Origin of the sequence: Streptococcus sp. HMSC068F04 (genome assembly GCF_001837455.1) — a bacterium.
Classification (GTDB): Bacteria; Bacillota; Bacilli; order Lactobacillales; family Streptococcaceae; genus Streptococcus; species Streptococcus salivarius_D.
This window is the reverse complement of sequence record NZ_KV832524.1, coordinates 28,023-44,867: the sequence shown is the minus strand read 5'-3', so window position 1 is coordinate 44,867 and position 16,845 is coordinate 28,023. Positions and strand designations below refer to the sequence as shown.

At 40.3% G+C, this 16,845-nt stretch carries 12 protein-coding genes and 1 pseudogene; 8 read left to right on the top strand and 5 right to left on the bottom strand.

Features of this window, described 5'->3' with window-relative positions:
- Positions 1 to 195: 195 nt before the first annotated feature.
- The 6 genes and pseudogenes from HMPREF2571_RS08620 (at position 196) to HMPREF2571_RS08595 (ending at position 8,822) form a co-directional block, all read left to right on the top strand.
- Positions 196 to 3,909, top strand: coding sequence for a pullulanase (locus tag HMPREF2571_RS08620; protein ID WP_070847826.1), 3,714 nt, complete (start codon positions 196 to 198; stop codon positions 3,907 to 3,909).
- A 250-nt stretch (positions 3,910 to 4,159) separates the two neighbouring features.
- Positions 4,160 to 5,032 (top strand): annotated as a pseudogene (gene efeO, locus HMPREF2571_RS08615) (iron uptake system protein EfeO).
- A gap of 5 nt (positions 5,033 to 5,037) precedes the next feature.
- Positions 5,038 to 6,243, top strand: coding sequence for an iron uptake transporter deferrochelatase/peroxidase subunit (gene efeB / locus HMPREF2571_RS08610; protein ID WP_070847823.1), 1,206 nt, complete (start codon positions 5,038 to 5,040; stop codon positions 6,241 to 6,243).
- Positions 6,221 to 7,906: an FTR1 family iron permease gene (locus HMPREF2571_RS08605; protein WP_070847821.1), complete on the top strand. Its 1,686-nt coding sequence runs from the start codon at positions 6,221 to 6,223 to the stop codon at positions 7,904 to 7,906. Before efeB ends, HMPREF2571_RS08605 begins: the two co-directional genes overlap by 23 nt.
- Positions 7,893 to 8,621 carry a twin-arginine translocase subunit TatC gene (tatC, locus tag HMPREF2571_RS08600; protein WP_070847819.1) on the top strand — a complete coding sequence of 243 codons (729 nt, stop codon included), beginning with the start codon at positions 7,893 to 7,895 and terminating at the stop codon, positions 8,619 to 8,621. The genes HMPREF2571_RS08605 and tatC overlap by 14 nt, the downstream gene beginning before the upstream one ends.
- 12 nt (positions 8,622 to 8,633) lie before the next feature.
- Positions 8,634 to 8,822, top strand: coding sequence for a twin-arginine translocase TatA/TatE family subunit (locus tag HMPREF2571_RS08595; RefSeq protein WP_004182540.1), 189 nt, complete (start codon positions 8,634 to 8,636; stop codon positions 8,820 to 8,822).
- 146 nt (positions 8,823 to 8,968) lie between these two features.
- Here HMPREF2571_RS08595 and HMPREF2571_RS10420 read toward each other — a convergent pair whose 3' ends face one another.
- The 5 genes from HMPREF2571_RS10420 to HMPREF2571_RS08575 form a co-directional block, all read right to left on the bottom strand.
- The gene (locus HMPREF2571_RS10420) at positions 8,969 to 9,061 is read right to left on the bottom strand and encodes a type I toxin-antitoxin system Fst family toxin (RefSeq protein ID WP_004182539.1); all 93 of its coding nucleotides are present in this window, start codon (positions 9,059 to 9,061) and stop codon (positions 8,969 to 8,971) included.
- A gap of 160 nt (positions 9,062 to 9,221) precedes the next feature.
- Positions 9,222 to 10,358, bottom strand: a complete 1,137-nt coding sequence (locus HMPREF2571_RS08590) for an ABC transporter ATP-binding protein (RefSeq protein ID WP_070847817.1) — start codon at positions 10,356 to 10,358, stop codon at positions 9,222 to 9,224.
- A gap of 15 nt (positions 10,359 to 10,373) precedes the next feature.
- Positions 10,374 to 11,210: a sugar ABC transporter permease gene (locus HMPREF2571_RS08585; RefSeq protein ID WP_004182537.1), complete on the bottom strand. Its 837-nt coding sequence runs from the start codon at positions 11,208 to 11,210 to the stop codon at positions 10,374 to 10,376.
- A complete protein-coding gene (locus HMPREF2571_RS08580) occupies positions 11,210 to 12,568 on the bottom strand; it encodes a carbohydrate ABC transporter permease (RefSeq protein WP_013990612.1) in 1,359 nt (452 codons plus the stop codon). Before HMPREF2571_RS08580 ends, HMPREF2571_RS08585 begins: the two co-directional genes overlap by 1 nt.
- Positions 12,569 to 12,657: 89 nt before the next feature.
- On the bottom strand, positions 12,658 to 13,905 hold the full coding sequence (locus tag HMPREF2571_RS08575; RefSeq protein ID WP_070847816.1) for an extracellular solute-binding protein: 1,248 nt from the start codon (positions 13,903 to 13,905) through the stop codon (positions 12,658 to 12,660).
- A gap of 182 nt (positions 13,906 to 14,087) precedes the next feature.
- On the opposite strand from HMPREF2571_RS08575, the gene HMPREF2571_RS08570 reads away from it, so the two are divergent.
- Complete coding sequence (locus HMPREF2571_RS08570) at positions 14,088 to 15,092, top strand: LacI family DNA-binding transcriptional regulator (protein ID WP_013990609.1); 1,005 nt, start codon at positions 14,088 to 14,090, stop codon at positions 15,090 to 15,092.
- Between the two features lie 252 nt (positions 15,093 to 15,344).
- The gene (gene malQ, locus HMPREF2571_RS08565; RefSeq protein WP_013990608.1) at positions 15,345 to 16,844 is read left to right on the top strand and encodes a 4-alpha-glucanotransferase; all 1,500 of its coding nucleotides are present in this window, start codon (positions 15,345 to 15,347) and stop codon (positions 16,842 to 16,844) included.
- Position 16,845: the final 1 nt, after the last annotated feature.

Genomic DNA, 16,845 nt, shown 5'->3' with positions numbered 1-16,845 from the left:
TACCTCTGCTTATCAGGAGACTTTAGCTAACGCAATTGTGGCAGGGATTAAGCGTTACTATTCTATTTATAATTAATAGATTGAGAGAATCTTATGGTTCTCTCTTTTTTAATTCTCAAAGAGAGAAAACGCTTGCATAAATGAAAGCTAAATGGTATATTAAAAAACATGAAAACGTTAACAAAAGGAGTTTCTATGAAAAGAAATACTCAAGCTAATGATGAAAAAGTTCTTCGTTATAGCCTTCGCAAGTACAAGTTAGGTTTGGCTTCTGTAACCATTGGAGCTATTTTTTTGAGCTTTGCTGCTGTTCAAGGAGTAAAAGCAGATGAAGCAGTATCAACGCCCGACTCTAGCACACAGGTAGAACCAGCTGATCCTAGTCTTACTACCAGTGGACTAGTAACTGAAACGCCAACAGCTCCTGTAGCAGCTGAGAATGCCACGGTGTCCAAGGAAAATGAGCCAGTTTCTCTTCCAGAAGAAAATACTGGCCGTACTGAGATTCCCAAGCTAACTGAAACTAGCGAAAACACGCCAAAAACAGTAAGTACTAGTAATAGTCAAGCTCTTACGAATGCATCTGAGGATCCTATTGCTGAGGGGGCTATTCGCTTGCATTTCCAAGAGTTGCCAAGTCCAGACAAGGCATCGCTTGGACTTTGGACTTGGGATGATGTTGAGACACCATCATCTCAGAAGGGTGCCTGGCCGACAGGGGCCACCTCATTTGCAGAAGCCAAACAGGATGATTATGGTGTCTATTTAGATGTGAAGTTGTCTTCAACACCTAAAAAACTTAGCTTCTTGATTAATAATGCCGCTGGAACGAACCTTTCAGGGGATAAAGCAGTCGAAATTCTTAGCCCTCAAATGAATGAGGCCTGGATTGACAAGGATTTCCAAGTTTACAGCTATCAACCTATCCCTCAAGACCACGTTCGTATCAATTATTTCCGTACGGATGGCGACTATAGCAATAAGTCTGTCTGGTATTGGGGTGACGTTAAGGACGCTCCAAGCAATTGGCCTGATGGTGTCAATTTCCAACCGAATGGTAAGTATGGTGCCTACTTAGATATTCCACTAACTCAAGCCGCAAAATCGATAGGATTTTTACTCTTAGATGAGAGCAAAACAGGAGATGATGTGAAAATTCAACCAAATGATTATAAATTTAGTGACTTGAAAAAATCTCGTCAGCTTTTCGTACGAGATACTGATCCGACAGTCTACACCAACCCTTACTTTGTCAAGGATGTGCGTTTGACTGGGGCTCAGCAGCTTAGTCCAAGCAAAATCGAACTTAGCTTTACCAACTTAGACGAGGTCTCATCTGAAGATATTCTCAAAGACCTTAAGGTGACGGATAAGGATGGTAACAGTGTCACTCTTAAACAGCTTGACTTAGATGCTAAACTCAAAAAAGCTACATTAAAAGGTGATTTTGCTGCAGAAAATCTGCCTTACAAGGTCACTTTTGGCAGTGATAGTTTTAAAACATCTGAGAGCTGGCAATTAAAGGATGCCCTCTACTGTTATGATGGTGAATTGGGTGCTCGACTAGAAGAGAATGGTACTAAGGCACATGTGACACTTTGGTCACCAAGTGCTAATCAAGTAGATATCATTGTCTATGATAAGAATAATCAAGACAAGGTGCTGGCTGAACACGCTCTAAGCAAAGGGCCTCGAGGTACTTGGCAAGCTGACCTACTTGCGACTGATTTTGGCCTTGAAAACTTAACAGGTTATTTCTATCAATACCGCATTAAACGTGGTGATCAGTCAGTAATTGTTCTTGATCCTTATGCGAAATCTCTGGCAGCTTGGAATAGTGACGATGCCAACAAGGGACCTGAACACAAGATTGCCAAGGCTGCCTTTGTAGATCCTGCTAATTATGGACCAAAAGACCTTGACTACGCTAAGATTCCTAACTTTAAATCTCGAGAAGATGCCATCATTTATGAGGCTCATGTCCGAGATTTCACCTCTGACAAGGCTATCTCAACTGAATTGAAGCACCAGTTTGGTACTTTTGCAGCCTTTGCGGAGCGTTTGGATTATCTTAAAGACCTTGGGGTTACTCATATTCAGCTTTTGCCAGTATTGAGCTACTATTTTGTTAATGAATTGCAAAATGGCAAACGTTTGGATGCCTATGCTTCAAGCGATAGTAACTACAACTGGGGCTATGATCCACAAAACTATTTCTCTTTGACGGGTATGTATTCTGAAAACCCTAGTGATCCAGCTAAACGTATTGAAGAATTCAAGAATTTAGTTGAAGCTATCCATGCCCATGGTATGGGTGTTATCTTGGATGTGGTTTACAATCATACAGCCAAGACAGCTATTTTTGAAGACCTTGAGCCAAATTACTATCACTTTATGGATGCTGATGGCACTCCTCGTTCGAGTTTTGGAGGCGGTCGTCTAGGTACGACTCACTATATGAGCCGTCGTGTCTTGGTGGATTCGATTGCTTATTTGACTAAGGAATACAAAGTGGATGGTTTCCGCTTTGATATGATGGGTGACCATGATGCTGAAAGTATCGAGCAAGCTTACAATACTGCACGCGCCCTTAATCCAAATCTTATTATGCTTGGTGAGGGTTGGGTGACTTATGCTGGCGATGAAAATAGCCCTGTTCAGCCTGCCGATCAGTCTTGGATGAAAGACACAGATACCGTAGCTGTATTTTCAGATGATATTCGAAATACCCTCAAATCAGGTTATCCAAACGAGGGAACACCGGCCTTCATCACAGGTGGAAAACGTGATATTAATAAGGTTTTTGATAATATCAAGGCACAGCCAACTAACTTTGAGGCTGATTCACCAGGAGATGTTATTCAGTATATTGCTGCTCATGATAATTTGACCCTTTTTGATATCATCGCCCAATCAATCAAGAAGGATCCAAGCAAGCCTGAGAATAATGCTGAAATTCATCGTCGCTTGCGTCTAGGGAACCTCATGATCTTGACTGCTCAGGGAACACCATTTATTCACTCTGGTCAGGAATACGGTCGCACCAAACAGTTCCGTGATCCTGCCTACCGTTATCCTGTATCTGAGGACAAGGTGCCGAATAAGTCACACCTCTTAGTTGATGAAAAGGGTAATCCATTTGACTATCCTTACTTCATCCATGATTCTTATGATTCAAGTGATGCGGTTAACCATTTTGACTGGACTAAGGCGACTAATAGCCAGGCCTTCCCAGAAAATACGAAAACGCGTGCCTTTACCAAAGGGTTAATTGCCTTACGTAAGTCTACGGATGCCTTCAATTTCAAATCTAAAGCAGATGTGGGTGCTCGTGTGACACTATTGACAGTTCCTGGTCAGGATAATGTTGCTCAAGAAGATTTGGTATTAGGATACCAAACTGTTGCTTCCAATGGGGATCGTTACCTTGTCTATGTCAATGCGGATAGCAAGGCTCGTCAGTTTGATTTGAGCAAGCTTACAAATGGTCTATCCTATATGGTTTTAGCAGATGGTAATCAAGTTAATCTATCTGGAATTAGTGAGCTATCAGGTGTTGCAATCAACAATCACATCTTGACCTTGGACCCACTAACAGCGACTATTATTCGTTTGACCAATGATCAGACACCAACTGAGGAAGTAGCTAAGCCTTCTGAGAAGACTGAGTCATTTGGTGGAAAAGAGACTGAGGTAACTAAAACAAGTGTCAAGACCTCAAGTCAAGAGGACCTTGTCGGAGATGCTGAGCTTGTTGCTCATGGCAATAATCAGGCTGAGACTGAAGCTAGTCGTCAAACTGGTAAGCAACTGCCATCCACTGGTGAAAAGACAAATCGTGGACTCTTTGTAGCAGGTCTGCTAAGTATTCTTAGCCTAGGATTCCTTAGAAAACGTCGGACAAAATAATAAGTAACAACAGGTTATTTCCTGTTGTTTTTCTTTTATTTAGAATCATTCTTATCTGCTCTTTAGAATAGTTCTTAAATAGCCTAAAACCGTTGACAGTGCTGGTTTCTTCTGTTAGTTTAGAATATGTTCTCTTACATATGAGAGACCATTATTGACTTATCATCGTTCGTTTTTCATATCGAAATAACAAACGATTCACATATATAACGACAAATGTCGAACACTATCTTGAAAATAGGAGACATTCATGAAAAAACTTAACAAACTTGGTGTTGTTCTTTTAGCATCAGGGCTTTTATTGACGGCTTGTGCCAAATCTGGTAATTCAAGTAATTCTAGCTCAACTAGCTCAAAACTAACAGCTAGTGAGCAAAAACAATTGAAGCAGGCTACAAGTGATTACAAGACTTTCGTTGAAGGCGAAATCGATCAGCTTTTGAAAGATACTGAAGGATTCAGTGAAACCCTCAAGTAAGGAAATCTTGAAGAAGCCAAGAAACAATACCCATTGGTTCGTATGGCTTACGAACGTTCAGAACCAATTGCCGAAAGCTTTGGTGAGTCTGATGTGAAAATTGACTACCGTTTGGTTGATTACATGGACGAAAATAAATCAGAAGATGGCTGGTCAGGTTTCCACCGTATTGAACGTATCATGTGGCAAGACAACACGACAGATGGTACAGCCGCCTATGCAGATCAATTGGTCAACGATATTAAGGAGCTCAAGGCTAAAATTGCAACTGTTAAAGTCACTCCAGATATCATGTTGACTGGAGCTGTAGACCTTCTTAACGAAGTGGCTACTCAAAAGATTACAGGTGAAGAAGAAGTCTTCTCGCACACTGATCTTTACGACTTCCGTGCCAATATTGAAGGGACAGAAAAAATCTTTGAACTCTTCAAGCCGTTGATCCAAAAGAAAGATACTAAGCTTGTTAAGACTTTGGAAACAGAATTCAAGAATGTCAATGGTCTTTTGGACAAACACATGACTGATGAGAAAAACTATAAATCTTATACAGATTTGAGTGAGGCAGATACTAAGGAATTGGCCGAAGCTGTAACTAAACTTGGTGAACCATTATCACAAATGGGTGTTATCCTAGATGGGAAATAAGAAAAATGACTGACGAAAAATTTTTGGATAAAAAAATGGACCGTCGTGAATTTCTTAAAAAAGCAGGTATTGGAGGGGCTGGGCTTGCGCTTGGTCTTTCTGGTGCATCTGCTTTTTTCGCTAATCAGGATAGTTCAACAAAAAAAGCCCTTGATGGGGATGAAGATATTAGCTTCTTTGGTAAGCATCAGGCTGGGATTACGACACCCATGCAGAAGGCTTGCTACTTGGTGGTGCTAGATCTTCATACAACTGATAAAAAAGAAGTGATTCAGCTTTTTAAAGACTGGACAGACTATAGTAGTAAATTGGTCGATGGAGAGCTTGTCAAAAAAGATGGTTCAAATGCACTTCTGCCACCAACTGATACTGGGGAAACTGTAGGGCTCAATCCCTATCGTCTTAGTCTGACTTTTGGGGTTTCGGCTGATTTTCTTAAGAAACTTGGTTTGGAATCCAAGCGTCCTAAGCTCTTCCGTGATTTGCCTCCATTTCCAAAGGAGCAGTTGCAGGACAAGTATACAGGTGGAGATATCGTCATTCAAGCCTGTGCAGATGATGAACAGGTAGCCTTCCATGCTGTCCGTAATCTGATTCGCAAAGGTCGAAATAAAATAACCATGAAGTGGAGCAAATCTGGTTTTGCAGCTATCGGAGACCGTAAGGAAACGCCTCGAAATCTCTTTGGTTTCAAGGACGGTACTGCCAATGTTACGACTGAAAAGGAATTCGACAAGGTTGTCTGGACGGATAGTAAGGATTGGATGAAGGGTGGGTCTTATATGGCTCTTCGTCTAGTACAGATGCACTTGGAGACTTGGGATCGTACCAATTTGCAGGAGCAGGAAAACACCTTTGGTCGCTATAAGGAATCAGGTGCTCCTTTTGGTAAGAAAGATGAGTTTGACGAAGTAGATCTCTCAAAACTACCAGTCGATTCGCATGTCCGTTTGGCTAAAGAAGTAGACCTTCCTATCTTACGTCGTTCCTATTCTTATTCTGATGGCATTGATGAGAGAACTGGCCAATTTGATGCAGGTTTGATTTTCATTGCCTACCAGAAGGATCCAGACCGTTTTGTCAAAATACAGACCAATCTTGGTGCTGTAGACAAGATGAATGAGTACATTACCCATATCGGAAGTGGGTTATTTGCTTGCTTTGCTGGCGTGGAGAAAGGAGGCTACCTTGGTCAAGCACTCTTTGAATAAACTCCTCGTTTTGCTTGGACTTCTAGCTCTATTTTTGACCTATCCAGTTGCTGCTGAATCCTATAGCGATCTCTATATCAAAATCACAGATGCAACAACAGCTGTTCAAAACAAGGATCAAGCAAAAGCTAAGGAATTAGTCGGTGAGATTAAGACTGATTTCGAAACAAAAGAAAATCATGATTCCAAGGCTGGTAAAAAAGTCAGCAAGGCTCTTGATATTAAAGGTGACGTGACAGAAGAGGACCTAACCTCTATCTCGTCAGCCCTTCTTAAATTTGAGAAAGAGCAAAATCCTGTTGACTTGGGTGCCGAAAAGGAAAAACTTGAGACCCGTCTCAATCCTTATTTCAAGAACTTACAGGATGCCATTACGGCTAAAGACCTAGCTGAGACCCGCAAAACTTATGGCGAATTGAATAATGCTTGGACGCGAAATGAAGCTGTTGTCCGTGACCATAGTACTGCCTACTACGGCAAGATTGAGACGGCCATTTCACTTTTGCGTAGCAGCATTGAGACGGAGCCTACTGATTTCACCAGCATCCAGTCATCTTATGATGATCTCAAGGGTGGGATTGATGATTTTATCAAGGGTGTCCCTCTTGATAGCACAAGCTCAAGTTTAACCCTAAAAGATGGTATTAAGCTCTTGGAAAAAGCTCTCGGTCAATTCCAATCAGGTGATGAAAAAACGGCTGCGGCAACTATGAAGAAGTTCATCACTATCTGGCCAACCATTGAAGGTGATGTAAGCACGACTAACCCAAGCCTCTATACGCGCGTGGAGAGTGAAACACCGGTTATCATGGTTAAGGGGAAAGAAAAAGCTTATCAGGACAAACTGCAAGCCTTGATTACAGACCTATCAGCTATCGATACCAGTGCTTCTTATAATGCCTTTGATGCCATGTTGATTCTCTTGCGTGAAGGGGTCGAAGCCCTCCTTATCGTTATGGCCCTTGTGACAACTCTTAAGGCAGCCAAGATGCGTAAGGGACTCAAATGGGTTTATGGCGGAGCCATTGCTGGTGTTCTTGCCAGCGCACTTATAGCAGTTATCTTACAAGTTGTCTTTCCAGCTGTGACCTCAGGGGCTAACCGTGAAATTATTGAAGGTGGCGTTGGTATCTTTGCAGTTGCGATGATGATTCTGATTGGAATCTGGCTCCATAGCAAGTCTTCAGTCAAACAGTGGAATGACTTTATGGACCGTCAGATGAAGACAGTAACGGCTACTGGAAGTTTTATATCCATGTTTGCCCTTAGTTTCTTGGCTGTCTTCCGTGAAGGTGCCGAGACCATCCTTTTCTATGTTGGTATTATCCCGCGTATCACGACAGCTAATTTTTTGATTGGTATTGCTTTAGCTATTGCAGTTCTTGTTATTATTGGTGTCGCTATGACTAAAGCTAGTCACTATATTAAACCACATCGTATTTTCTTTATTTTGACCTGGTTGATTTATGCCTTGGCCTTCAAGATGCTCGGTGTCAGCATTCATGCCCTTCAGTTGACTAATATGATGTCCAATCATTTGATCAGTGGTTTCCCAACCAGTGATTGGGCTGGTATCTATCCAAGCTGGGAAGTCCTAATTCCACAACTTATTTTTATTGCTATTATTGCCTTTGTAACGGTGAAACAGCATGGCAAGAAGTAAGGACGAGATGACCATTGTTGAGCATCTGGTGGAATTTCGGAGACGTTTTATTGCAGTAGTCATTTGCTTTTTCCTAGTTTTCTGTATTACCCTGTTGTTTGCCGGGGAGCTCTATGCTTATCTGACTAGAGGATTTGATAAGCCCTTATTGGTTTTAGGACCTAACGATATTCTCTGGATTTACATTAACTTAGCCAGTCTCATGTCTTTTACGGTCACCTTGCCCTTTACCACCTACCAGATTTGGCAGTTTGTAAAACCTGGTTTGAGGGACAATGAAGCGCGTGCTATCTTTGCCTATATTCCAGCAACTTTTGTCTGTTTTGTTTTGGGTTTGTCCTTTGGTTATTATTTTGTTAGTCCAGCTATCTTAGAAGTGCTTTTAAAACTAGGTGAAGGACTCTTTGATACACAAATTACAGCACAAAACTACCTTAGTTTTTTACTGCATACGACAGTGCCTCTAGCTGTTCTCTTTGAACTTCCCGTAGTTGTGAGTTTTTTGACATCTATCGGCATAATAACACCATTGTTTCTCACACATTATAGACGCTATGCTTACTTTGTTCTCTTGGTTTTGGCAGTTGTTTTGACACCAGCAGACTTTATTAGCGACTTGGCCATGACTGCTCCCTTAATCTTGCTTTATGAAGTTAGCGTAACTCTTAGTAAGCTCATTTATAAACGTAAACAAAGAAAATATAAAGATAAATAGAAAGGAGATCTCATGGGAATTCTACGTGATATCGGAGCTCCAGGACTTATCATTATCGTCCTAGGAGCCCTCCTCATCTTTGGTCCTAAACGCTTGCCAGAACTCGGACAATCTATCGGTAAAATGCTAGCCGAGTTTAAAGCAGCCGTAAATAAGACCGATAATGATAAAAAAGACGAAGAAGACAAGACTAAAGACTAAGATCTCTATCTAAAGGTTATCTTCAAGTTTCTTGACAATTCTAAGCTTTTATGACATAATACACTTGTATTGAATAGTAAGTCTATATCATAGGCAAGAAAAGACCCCAAGCTAACTTCCACATAAGCTCGGGGTCTTTTTTAGCACTATCTATCCTTGTTTAACCACTTGTCGATCAGACGAAGGATAACACCGACCACAATAGGTCCGATGATAGTTTTGAATAGTAAATCCATCATAGGCAAACTCACCTCCCTTCGTAGGCGGTGTCGAGGTGCCAAAGGATATTATATCATAGATTGAAAGAGATATGTTTAGTGAGTGATAGGAAGTATTAGTTAGAATGTAGGTTAATCATGCCAAACAAAAAATCAGCTCAAGAGGGCTGATTTTTTTATCTTACAAACTGATACGTTTTTCTGTTTCAGCGTCGAAGAAGTGACCTTTAGCAACGTTGAAAGTAAGGTTAACTTTTTCACCTGGATTATGGAAGTCACGCGCATCAACACGGGCAGCAAACTCAGTTTCTCCAAGTTTTAGGTAGAGCATTGTTTCTGCACCAAGAAGCTCTGAAACGACGACTTCAGCATCTACATTGGCATCTGGATAAACTTCTTGAACAATTGGACGGCTTGAAACATCCTCAGGACGGATACCAAAGATGACTTCCTTGCCTTGGTAACCTGTTTCTTTCAAGATTTTAGCTTGACCCTCAGAGATTGCAATATCCAAACCTTCAGAGTTAGTGATACGGTTACCATCAACCTTAACATTGAAGAAGTTCATAGCAGGACTTCCGATGAATCCGGCAACAAATTTATTGGCTGGCTCATTATAAAGTTCTTGAGGGGTATCAATTTGTTCGATGCGACCGATAGTACCAGAACCATCAGGGTTTTTAGTAGAACTCATGATAACGATACGGTCAGCAAGAGTCATGGCTTCTGTTTGGTCGTGGGTTACGTAGATAGTAGTAGCACCAATATTGCGAGTAATTTTAGCAATTTCAGCACGCATGGTCACACGAAGCTTAGCATCCAAGTTTGAGAGTGGTTCGTCCATGAGGAAGACTTTAGCATCACGAACGATAGCACGTCCCATAGCTACACGTTGACGTTGACCACCAGAGAGGTCTGCAGGCTTACGATCTAAGAACTCAGTCAAACCAAGGCTAGCAGCAGCTTCACGGACACGTTTGTCGATATCATCTTTTTTATATTTACGAAGTTTAAGACCAAAGGCCATATTTTCATAAACAGTCATGTGAGGGTAAAGTGCGTAGTTTTGGAATACCATGGCAATGTCACGATCTTTTGGTGATTTGTCATTAACCACCTCACCATCGATATAGAGTTTACCTTCTGTGATTTCTTCGAGACCAGCAACCATACGGAGAGTTGTTGATTTACCACATCCTGAAGGACCTACGAAAACGATGAATTCCTTGTCTTTGATGTCGATACTGAAATCTTCGACAGAGTAGTGAGTTGCATTTGGGTATTTTTTGTAAATTTTATCCAGTTTAAGAGTTGTCATATCATTTATCCTTTATTATTTAACTGATCCGCCGGTTACACCTTCAACATAGTATTTCTGCATGAAGATAAAGAGAAGGGTGATTGGGATGGCGATGATAATAGCACCTGCGGTAAATGGAAGGAACCATTCATTGATAGCGTCTTGGTTAAGCATTTGGTAGAGTCCAAGGGCAACCGTATATTTATCTTTAACGTCACCGAGGATAACAGATGCAAAGATGAAGTCTACCCAAGGTCCCATGAAGGCCATGAGGGCAGTGTAGACGATGATTGGTTTAGAAAGTGGCAAGGTAATCTTAGTGAAGATTTGAAGACGAGTTGCCCCATCAATCATTGCTGATTCATCCAATGAGTAAGGAATGGTATCAAAGAAACCTTTCGCAATGTAGAAACCAAGAGCTGCCCCAGCAGAATATACCAAGACCAAAGATGTCAAGGTTTGTGTCAAATTGAGGGCCTTCAAAATGTAGTAGACCGCAATCATTGACATGAATCCAGGGAACATGTTAAGTACAAGTGCCAATTTCAAGAAGCCATTTCTGTGTTTGAATTTAATACGGCTAAGTGAGTAGGCCATACCTACGGTAATCAAAGTTGAGAGGATACATGTACATGTGGCAACGATGAAAGTATTGATGAACCATTTTCCAAATGGGTAAGCATCGCTAGTAAACAGTTTAATGTAGTTATTAAAAGTGTAAGTCTTAGGGAAGAAGTAAGGCACCGCATTAGCTCCTTCACCACGGAAACTTGTAAGGAAGATCCAAATAATAGGAATCAACCAGATAACAGCTAGAACTGTCAATAGAATATAAGTACCAGTTAGGTAAAGATTTTTCTTACGTTTCATTATTTAGCAGCCCCTTCCTTGAATGAAGATGATCTTGTGTAGGCCAAGAGACTGAAGGTTGCAGAGATGGCGAAAATCAAGATACCGATAACAGATGCCAAGTTGTAGTCTTTAGCGCTAACAGTCAGTTTGTAGAGCCAAGTTACCAAGAGGTCAGTTGAACCTGCTTGATAGTATTCAGAGTTAGTAGGTCCACCACCAGTAAGGAAGTAGATAACGTTGAAGTTATTGATATTACCGATGAATTGTTGAATCAATGATGGTGCCATGATTAAGAGAATTTGTGGGAAAGTGATGCTCTTGAAGATTTGGAATTTACTTGCTCCATCAATTTCAGCAGCTTCAATCTGCTCAGTTGGCAAGTTCATGATGATACCAGTTGCGACCAACATTGTGAACGGAATACCAATCCACATATTAACAAAGATAATAGAGAACTTAGCCCAGAGAGGGTCAGTCAAGAATGGAATTGGTCCATTAGTGAGATGCAAGGTTTGAAGCAAACCGTTCAAAGGACCATGGTCATTAAGGAAATTACGCATCAAAAGAAGGGATACGAACTGAGGAACGGCGATAGTGATAACAAAGAGTGTACGCCATACTTTCTTGAATTTAAGTCCTTTAGTGTTGAGCAAGAGAGCAAGGACAATACCGAAGAAGAAAGTTGTTGCTGTTGCAGCAACTGCCCAAATCAAGGTCCATGTCAAAAGTGGGAAGAAAGTACCAGCCATACGACCTTGTAAAACCTCACCAAAACTTGAGAAACCAACCCAGTCAAAGAGTGATTTAGGTGCTGGGTGATTGTGGTCAAAGTTAGTAAAGGCCAAACAGATCATGTAAATCAAAGGCAAGATTGTGAATAGTAAAACTCCAATCAATGGTACAGTCATAAGTCCCATGTGGAAACGACCATCAGCCAAGGTCTTGAAGTCTTCGACAAAGTTAGGAACTTTACGTCCAGACTGTTTGAGAGCCATGAGATGACGAGCACTCTTAAGGTTACACCAGTAAATATAAGCAAAAACTGCACAGAAGATTAATGATGCAAGACCAAAAATCAACATAAGCATTGAATTATCTCCAGCGACCTGAACAGTAAGCTTAACCCCATTAACTTCTTTAATAGCCTCACCTTGTTCTTGAGTCCCCAGGGTAATCATCCCATTAAGTGCAGGGATGATTTGGATAACGAAGGCTACTAAGAAGGCAATCTCAGAAAGGAGGAAGAGCAAGCCCTTGGTGAACTGTTTGTTGACCAAGTTTGCCAATCCCATTACCAGAAAGGATAATTTGACATCCCATGTACCTTCTTTGAAGACCTGGCGCATAGGAGTTGTGTCGTAGATTGTTTGTGACATAGATATCTCCTCAGATAAATGTTTAATTAGTGATAGATAAAGAGGCTAGGAACCTGACCTGCCTCTTTACCTTCTCATAGTTAGGATTCTTATTTAGCTGCTGCCAAATCTTTATCAAATTGTTGTAATTTAGTAAGGAATTGATCTTCCTTGATTTTACCGTTATATGCATCACTCATAAGAGCAGCACTTTCAGTCCAGAAGACTGACATTTGACTAAGTTTAGGCATAACAGTTGTGTACTGATCAGATGAACCCATAGTAATTACAGCTTGTGCAAGTGCATCCTTTTGAACAGCTTCAGAAGCTTGAACTTCTTTGTTAGCTGGGATGATGTGACGTTCTTCATTAGTGAATTGGTTATTTTGACTGTCTTTGCTTGTCAAAGCTTGTGCCAATTGGTAAGAAGCAGCGATACGTTCTGCGTTACCTTTAGATGGTGTTTGGTTAACTGCGTAAAGTTTAACACCCATGAAGGCTTTTTGTTGAACGTCTTGACCACCGATATTAACTGTTGGGTAAACAGCAACACCAAGATTGTCTTTACCAACAGCTTTAGCAGCTGCAGCGTAGTCCCATGGTCCTGATTGGAAAGCATCAACAGAACCATCTTCAAATTTAGCCATCATGTTAGCTGAATCGACATTGACAAATCCTTTATTGTCTTTTTGAGCTGCGATGAACTTAAGAACATTCACACCAGCCTCGTTACCCCAGTTAGTACCTTTCACATCTTCACCGTTAGGACCAAAGAGTGTGTCACCAACTGAAAGGAAGAGAGGAGCAGTTACATAAGCATTAACTTCTTTCAAGTTGCTACCAAATTTAGCTTTAGAAGTGATTGTTTCATATGATTTCACATCTTCTTCATTAAGTTTAGATTTGTTGTAGTATGTAACTTGAGTTTCGATACCGTATGGGAAGGCGTAAGTTTTACCTTTGTATTGAGCACCTACAGCAGCTTGTTCAGTATCTTGCTCAGCAATTTCTTTTGAGTATTGCTCTGGGATTTCTTGGATAGCGCCAGCGTCTACCAATTTACCGAGTTGGTCATGTGGAAGTGAGAAGACATCTGCAGCAGTAGAAGCATCCTTAGTCAAGTTTTCTTGAGCATTTGGATCTTCCATTTCAACCATATCAACTTTGTAACCAGATTTCTTTTCAAACTGTGTTACTGTATCTGAGTAAGATTTCTTAGCACCAGTTGGTACCCAAAGTTTCAAAGTCTTGCTATCTGAGCTTGAGCTCTTGCTTGAGTTTGACCCACAAGCTACCAAGAGCGATCCAGCCACAAGTAATCCAGCACTACCAAGTAATACCTTTTGCCATTTTTTCATTTCTATTTCCTCCAGAAATTTAGTTTACGATAAACATTATGCAACCGTTTCCACAATCTGTTAAGTATTTTATAAAAAATTTTTTAACTTTTTGCAAACGATTGCAAAAAATGTCCATTTAGTTTATAATTGTTCTTATAATTTTCGACTATAAATATATTTATAAGAATGAGAGGGACATAATGGCTACAATTAAAGATGTTGCTAAGAAGGCTGGTGTAAGCCCATCAACGGTAAGTAGGACATTAAAGGATAACCCTGCGATATCAGAAGAAACCAAACTAAAAGTAAGAGCAGCTATGGAAGAATTAGGTTATGTACCCAACTCAGCAGCACAAATGTTGGCAACGGGCTTAACTCATAGCTTAGGTGTTGTTCTTCCTCCTTTAACTGACCGAGAAAATATCAGCCAGCCCTTCTATATGGAAATTCTAACAGCAATTAATGAAGAAGCTAGTTGTCATTCTCAGGTCGTTAGTATTGCTACTGGTGCTACACTAGAGGAATTAGTTAAACAAGTTGAGCTCATGCATCGTCAAAAACGGGCAGATGGCTTTATAATCCTCTATTCCGAAAAGAAAGATCCTGTTAAAGAATACCTATTAAAAGAAAAAGTACCCTTTGTAGTGGTCGGAGCAGCAGTGGATAATGAAAATAAAGTAACCTATATCGATAATGATAATAAAGAATTAGGACGTGAAGCTGTAAATTACCTCCAGGCAAAAGGGCACCGAAAGATTGGTTTTGTCACTGATGATCTGTTTGGACAAGTGGGGCAGGAACGTTATCAAGGGTATAAGGAAGCAAGTGTCGAACAAAATTTGGATGTCCTACCTGAACTTGTCTTTTCAGCACGAACAATCGAGGTTTTAAAGAAAGAATTGGAAAGATTTTCTCCGACAGCTTTGATTGTTAAGGATGACCTTATCGCCCTTCGTCTTATTCAATGGCTGAATAATCAAGGATTTAGAGTTCCTGAAGATTATGCTATTATTTCTTTCAATAATTCGACTTTTGCAGAAATCATGCATCCTTTCTTGACTACATTTGACATTAATATTCAGGCACTAGCTAGAGAAAGTGTTCAAAGCCTTCTAGGACTTCTAAAAGCAGCCAAGATTAAGTCACAAAAAGTCATTATTCCATTTGAACTTATAGAAAGAGAAAGTGTCCTAACTTATCCGTAATAGGTTAAGGAGTGTCCAAGTAGTTGGTTAGTAAAACGACCGACTACTTTTTTCTTTTGATAAGAATCCTATTTTTCCGAAATTCATTAGAAGTAATTATTAAAAAATTCTCTCTCGTAGTGTAAGCGCTTGTTTTGCGAACAATCATTCAAGAATAAATAAAAAAATTTTATTTTTTTGCTAAAAATTCTTGACTTATGCAAACGTTTGCATTATAATCATAAGTGTAAAAAATAATTTGAGGTAAACTTTATGAACAAACGAGCAAGCGGTGTATTGATGCACATCACATCACTTCCAGGTGACTACGGGATCGGATCTTTCGGTCAAGCAGCCTATGACTTTGTTGATTTCTTGAAAGAAACAAAACAAACTTACTGGCAGATCTTGCCACTTACTACAACAAGTTATGGGGACTCACCTTACCAATCATTCTCTGCGGTAGCAGGAAATACTCACTTTATCGATTTGGATTTCCTTATTCGTGACAAGTTTCTTACTAAAGCTGATGTTAAAGGCGCTGACTTTGGATCAGATTCAGAATTTATCGACTATGCTAAAGTTTATGAAGCACGTCGCCCACTCCTTGAAAAAGCTGTAAAAGCAATCTTGGCTGACAAAAAAGAAGCTAAGAAGTTTGAAGCTTTCAAATCTGAAAATGCTAACTGGTTAGCAGATTATGCTGATTTCATGGCTATCAAAGAACACTTTGATAACAAAGCGCTTCAAGATTGGGATGACAAAAAAGCAGTTAAACGCGATGAGGCAACTCTTAAAAAACTTCGCAAAGAACTTGCTGATGTCATCACTTACCACCAAGTAGTGCAATACCTCTTCTTTAGCCAATGGGCAGAACTTAAAGCCTATGCTAACAAAAATGGTATTCAAATCATTGGTGACATGCCAATCTACATCTCAGCTGATAGTGTTGAAGTTTGGACACAACCACACCTCTTCAAACTAGATGCCGAATGTAAACCACGTTACATTGCCGGAGTTCCACCAGATAACTTCTCAGCTACTGGTCAACTTTGGGGTAACCCAATCTACGCTTGGGATAAACACAAAGCTGAAAATTATGCTTGGTGGGTATTCCGTATTCAAGAATCATTCAAACTTTATGATTACTTGCGTATCGACCACTTCAAAGGTTTCTCTGACTTCTGGGAAATTCCTGGTGGAGATGAAACTGCTGAAAATGGTGAATGGGTTCCTGGACCTGGTTATGACCTCTTCAAAGTGGTCAAAGAAGAATTGGGTGATCTTAAAATTATTGCCGAAGACCTTGGTAACATTGATGATAAGACACGTAAACTTCTTGCAGACTGTGGTTACCCTGGAATGAAGATTGTTCAATTTGGTTTCTACGATACTACTGGAAACAGCATTGATATTCCACATGTATACACACAACATTCAGTTGCTTACACAGGTACACATGATAACGAAGTAATCAACGGTTGGTACGACAACTTGACGCAAGAGCAACGTGATTACACTGATGCTTACATTAACCGTCGTCAAGGTGAACCAATTACACGTGCTCTCCTTCGCACACTCTTTGCTACAGTAAGCAACACAGCTATTGCGACTATGCAGGATATCCTTGATAAACCTGAAAATAGCCGTACAAACTTCCCTAACACAGTTGGTGAAAACTGGAAATGGCGTATGCTTCCAGGTGAAATCACTGTAGACAAGAAAGAATTTTTGACAGACATTACAGAAAGATATAATCGAGGTAATAACTAAA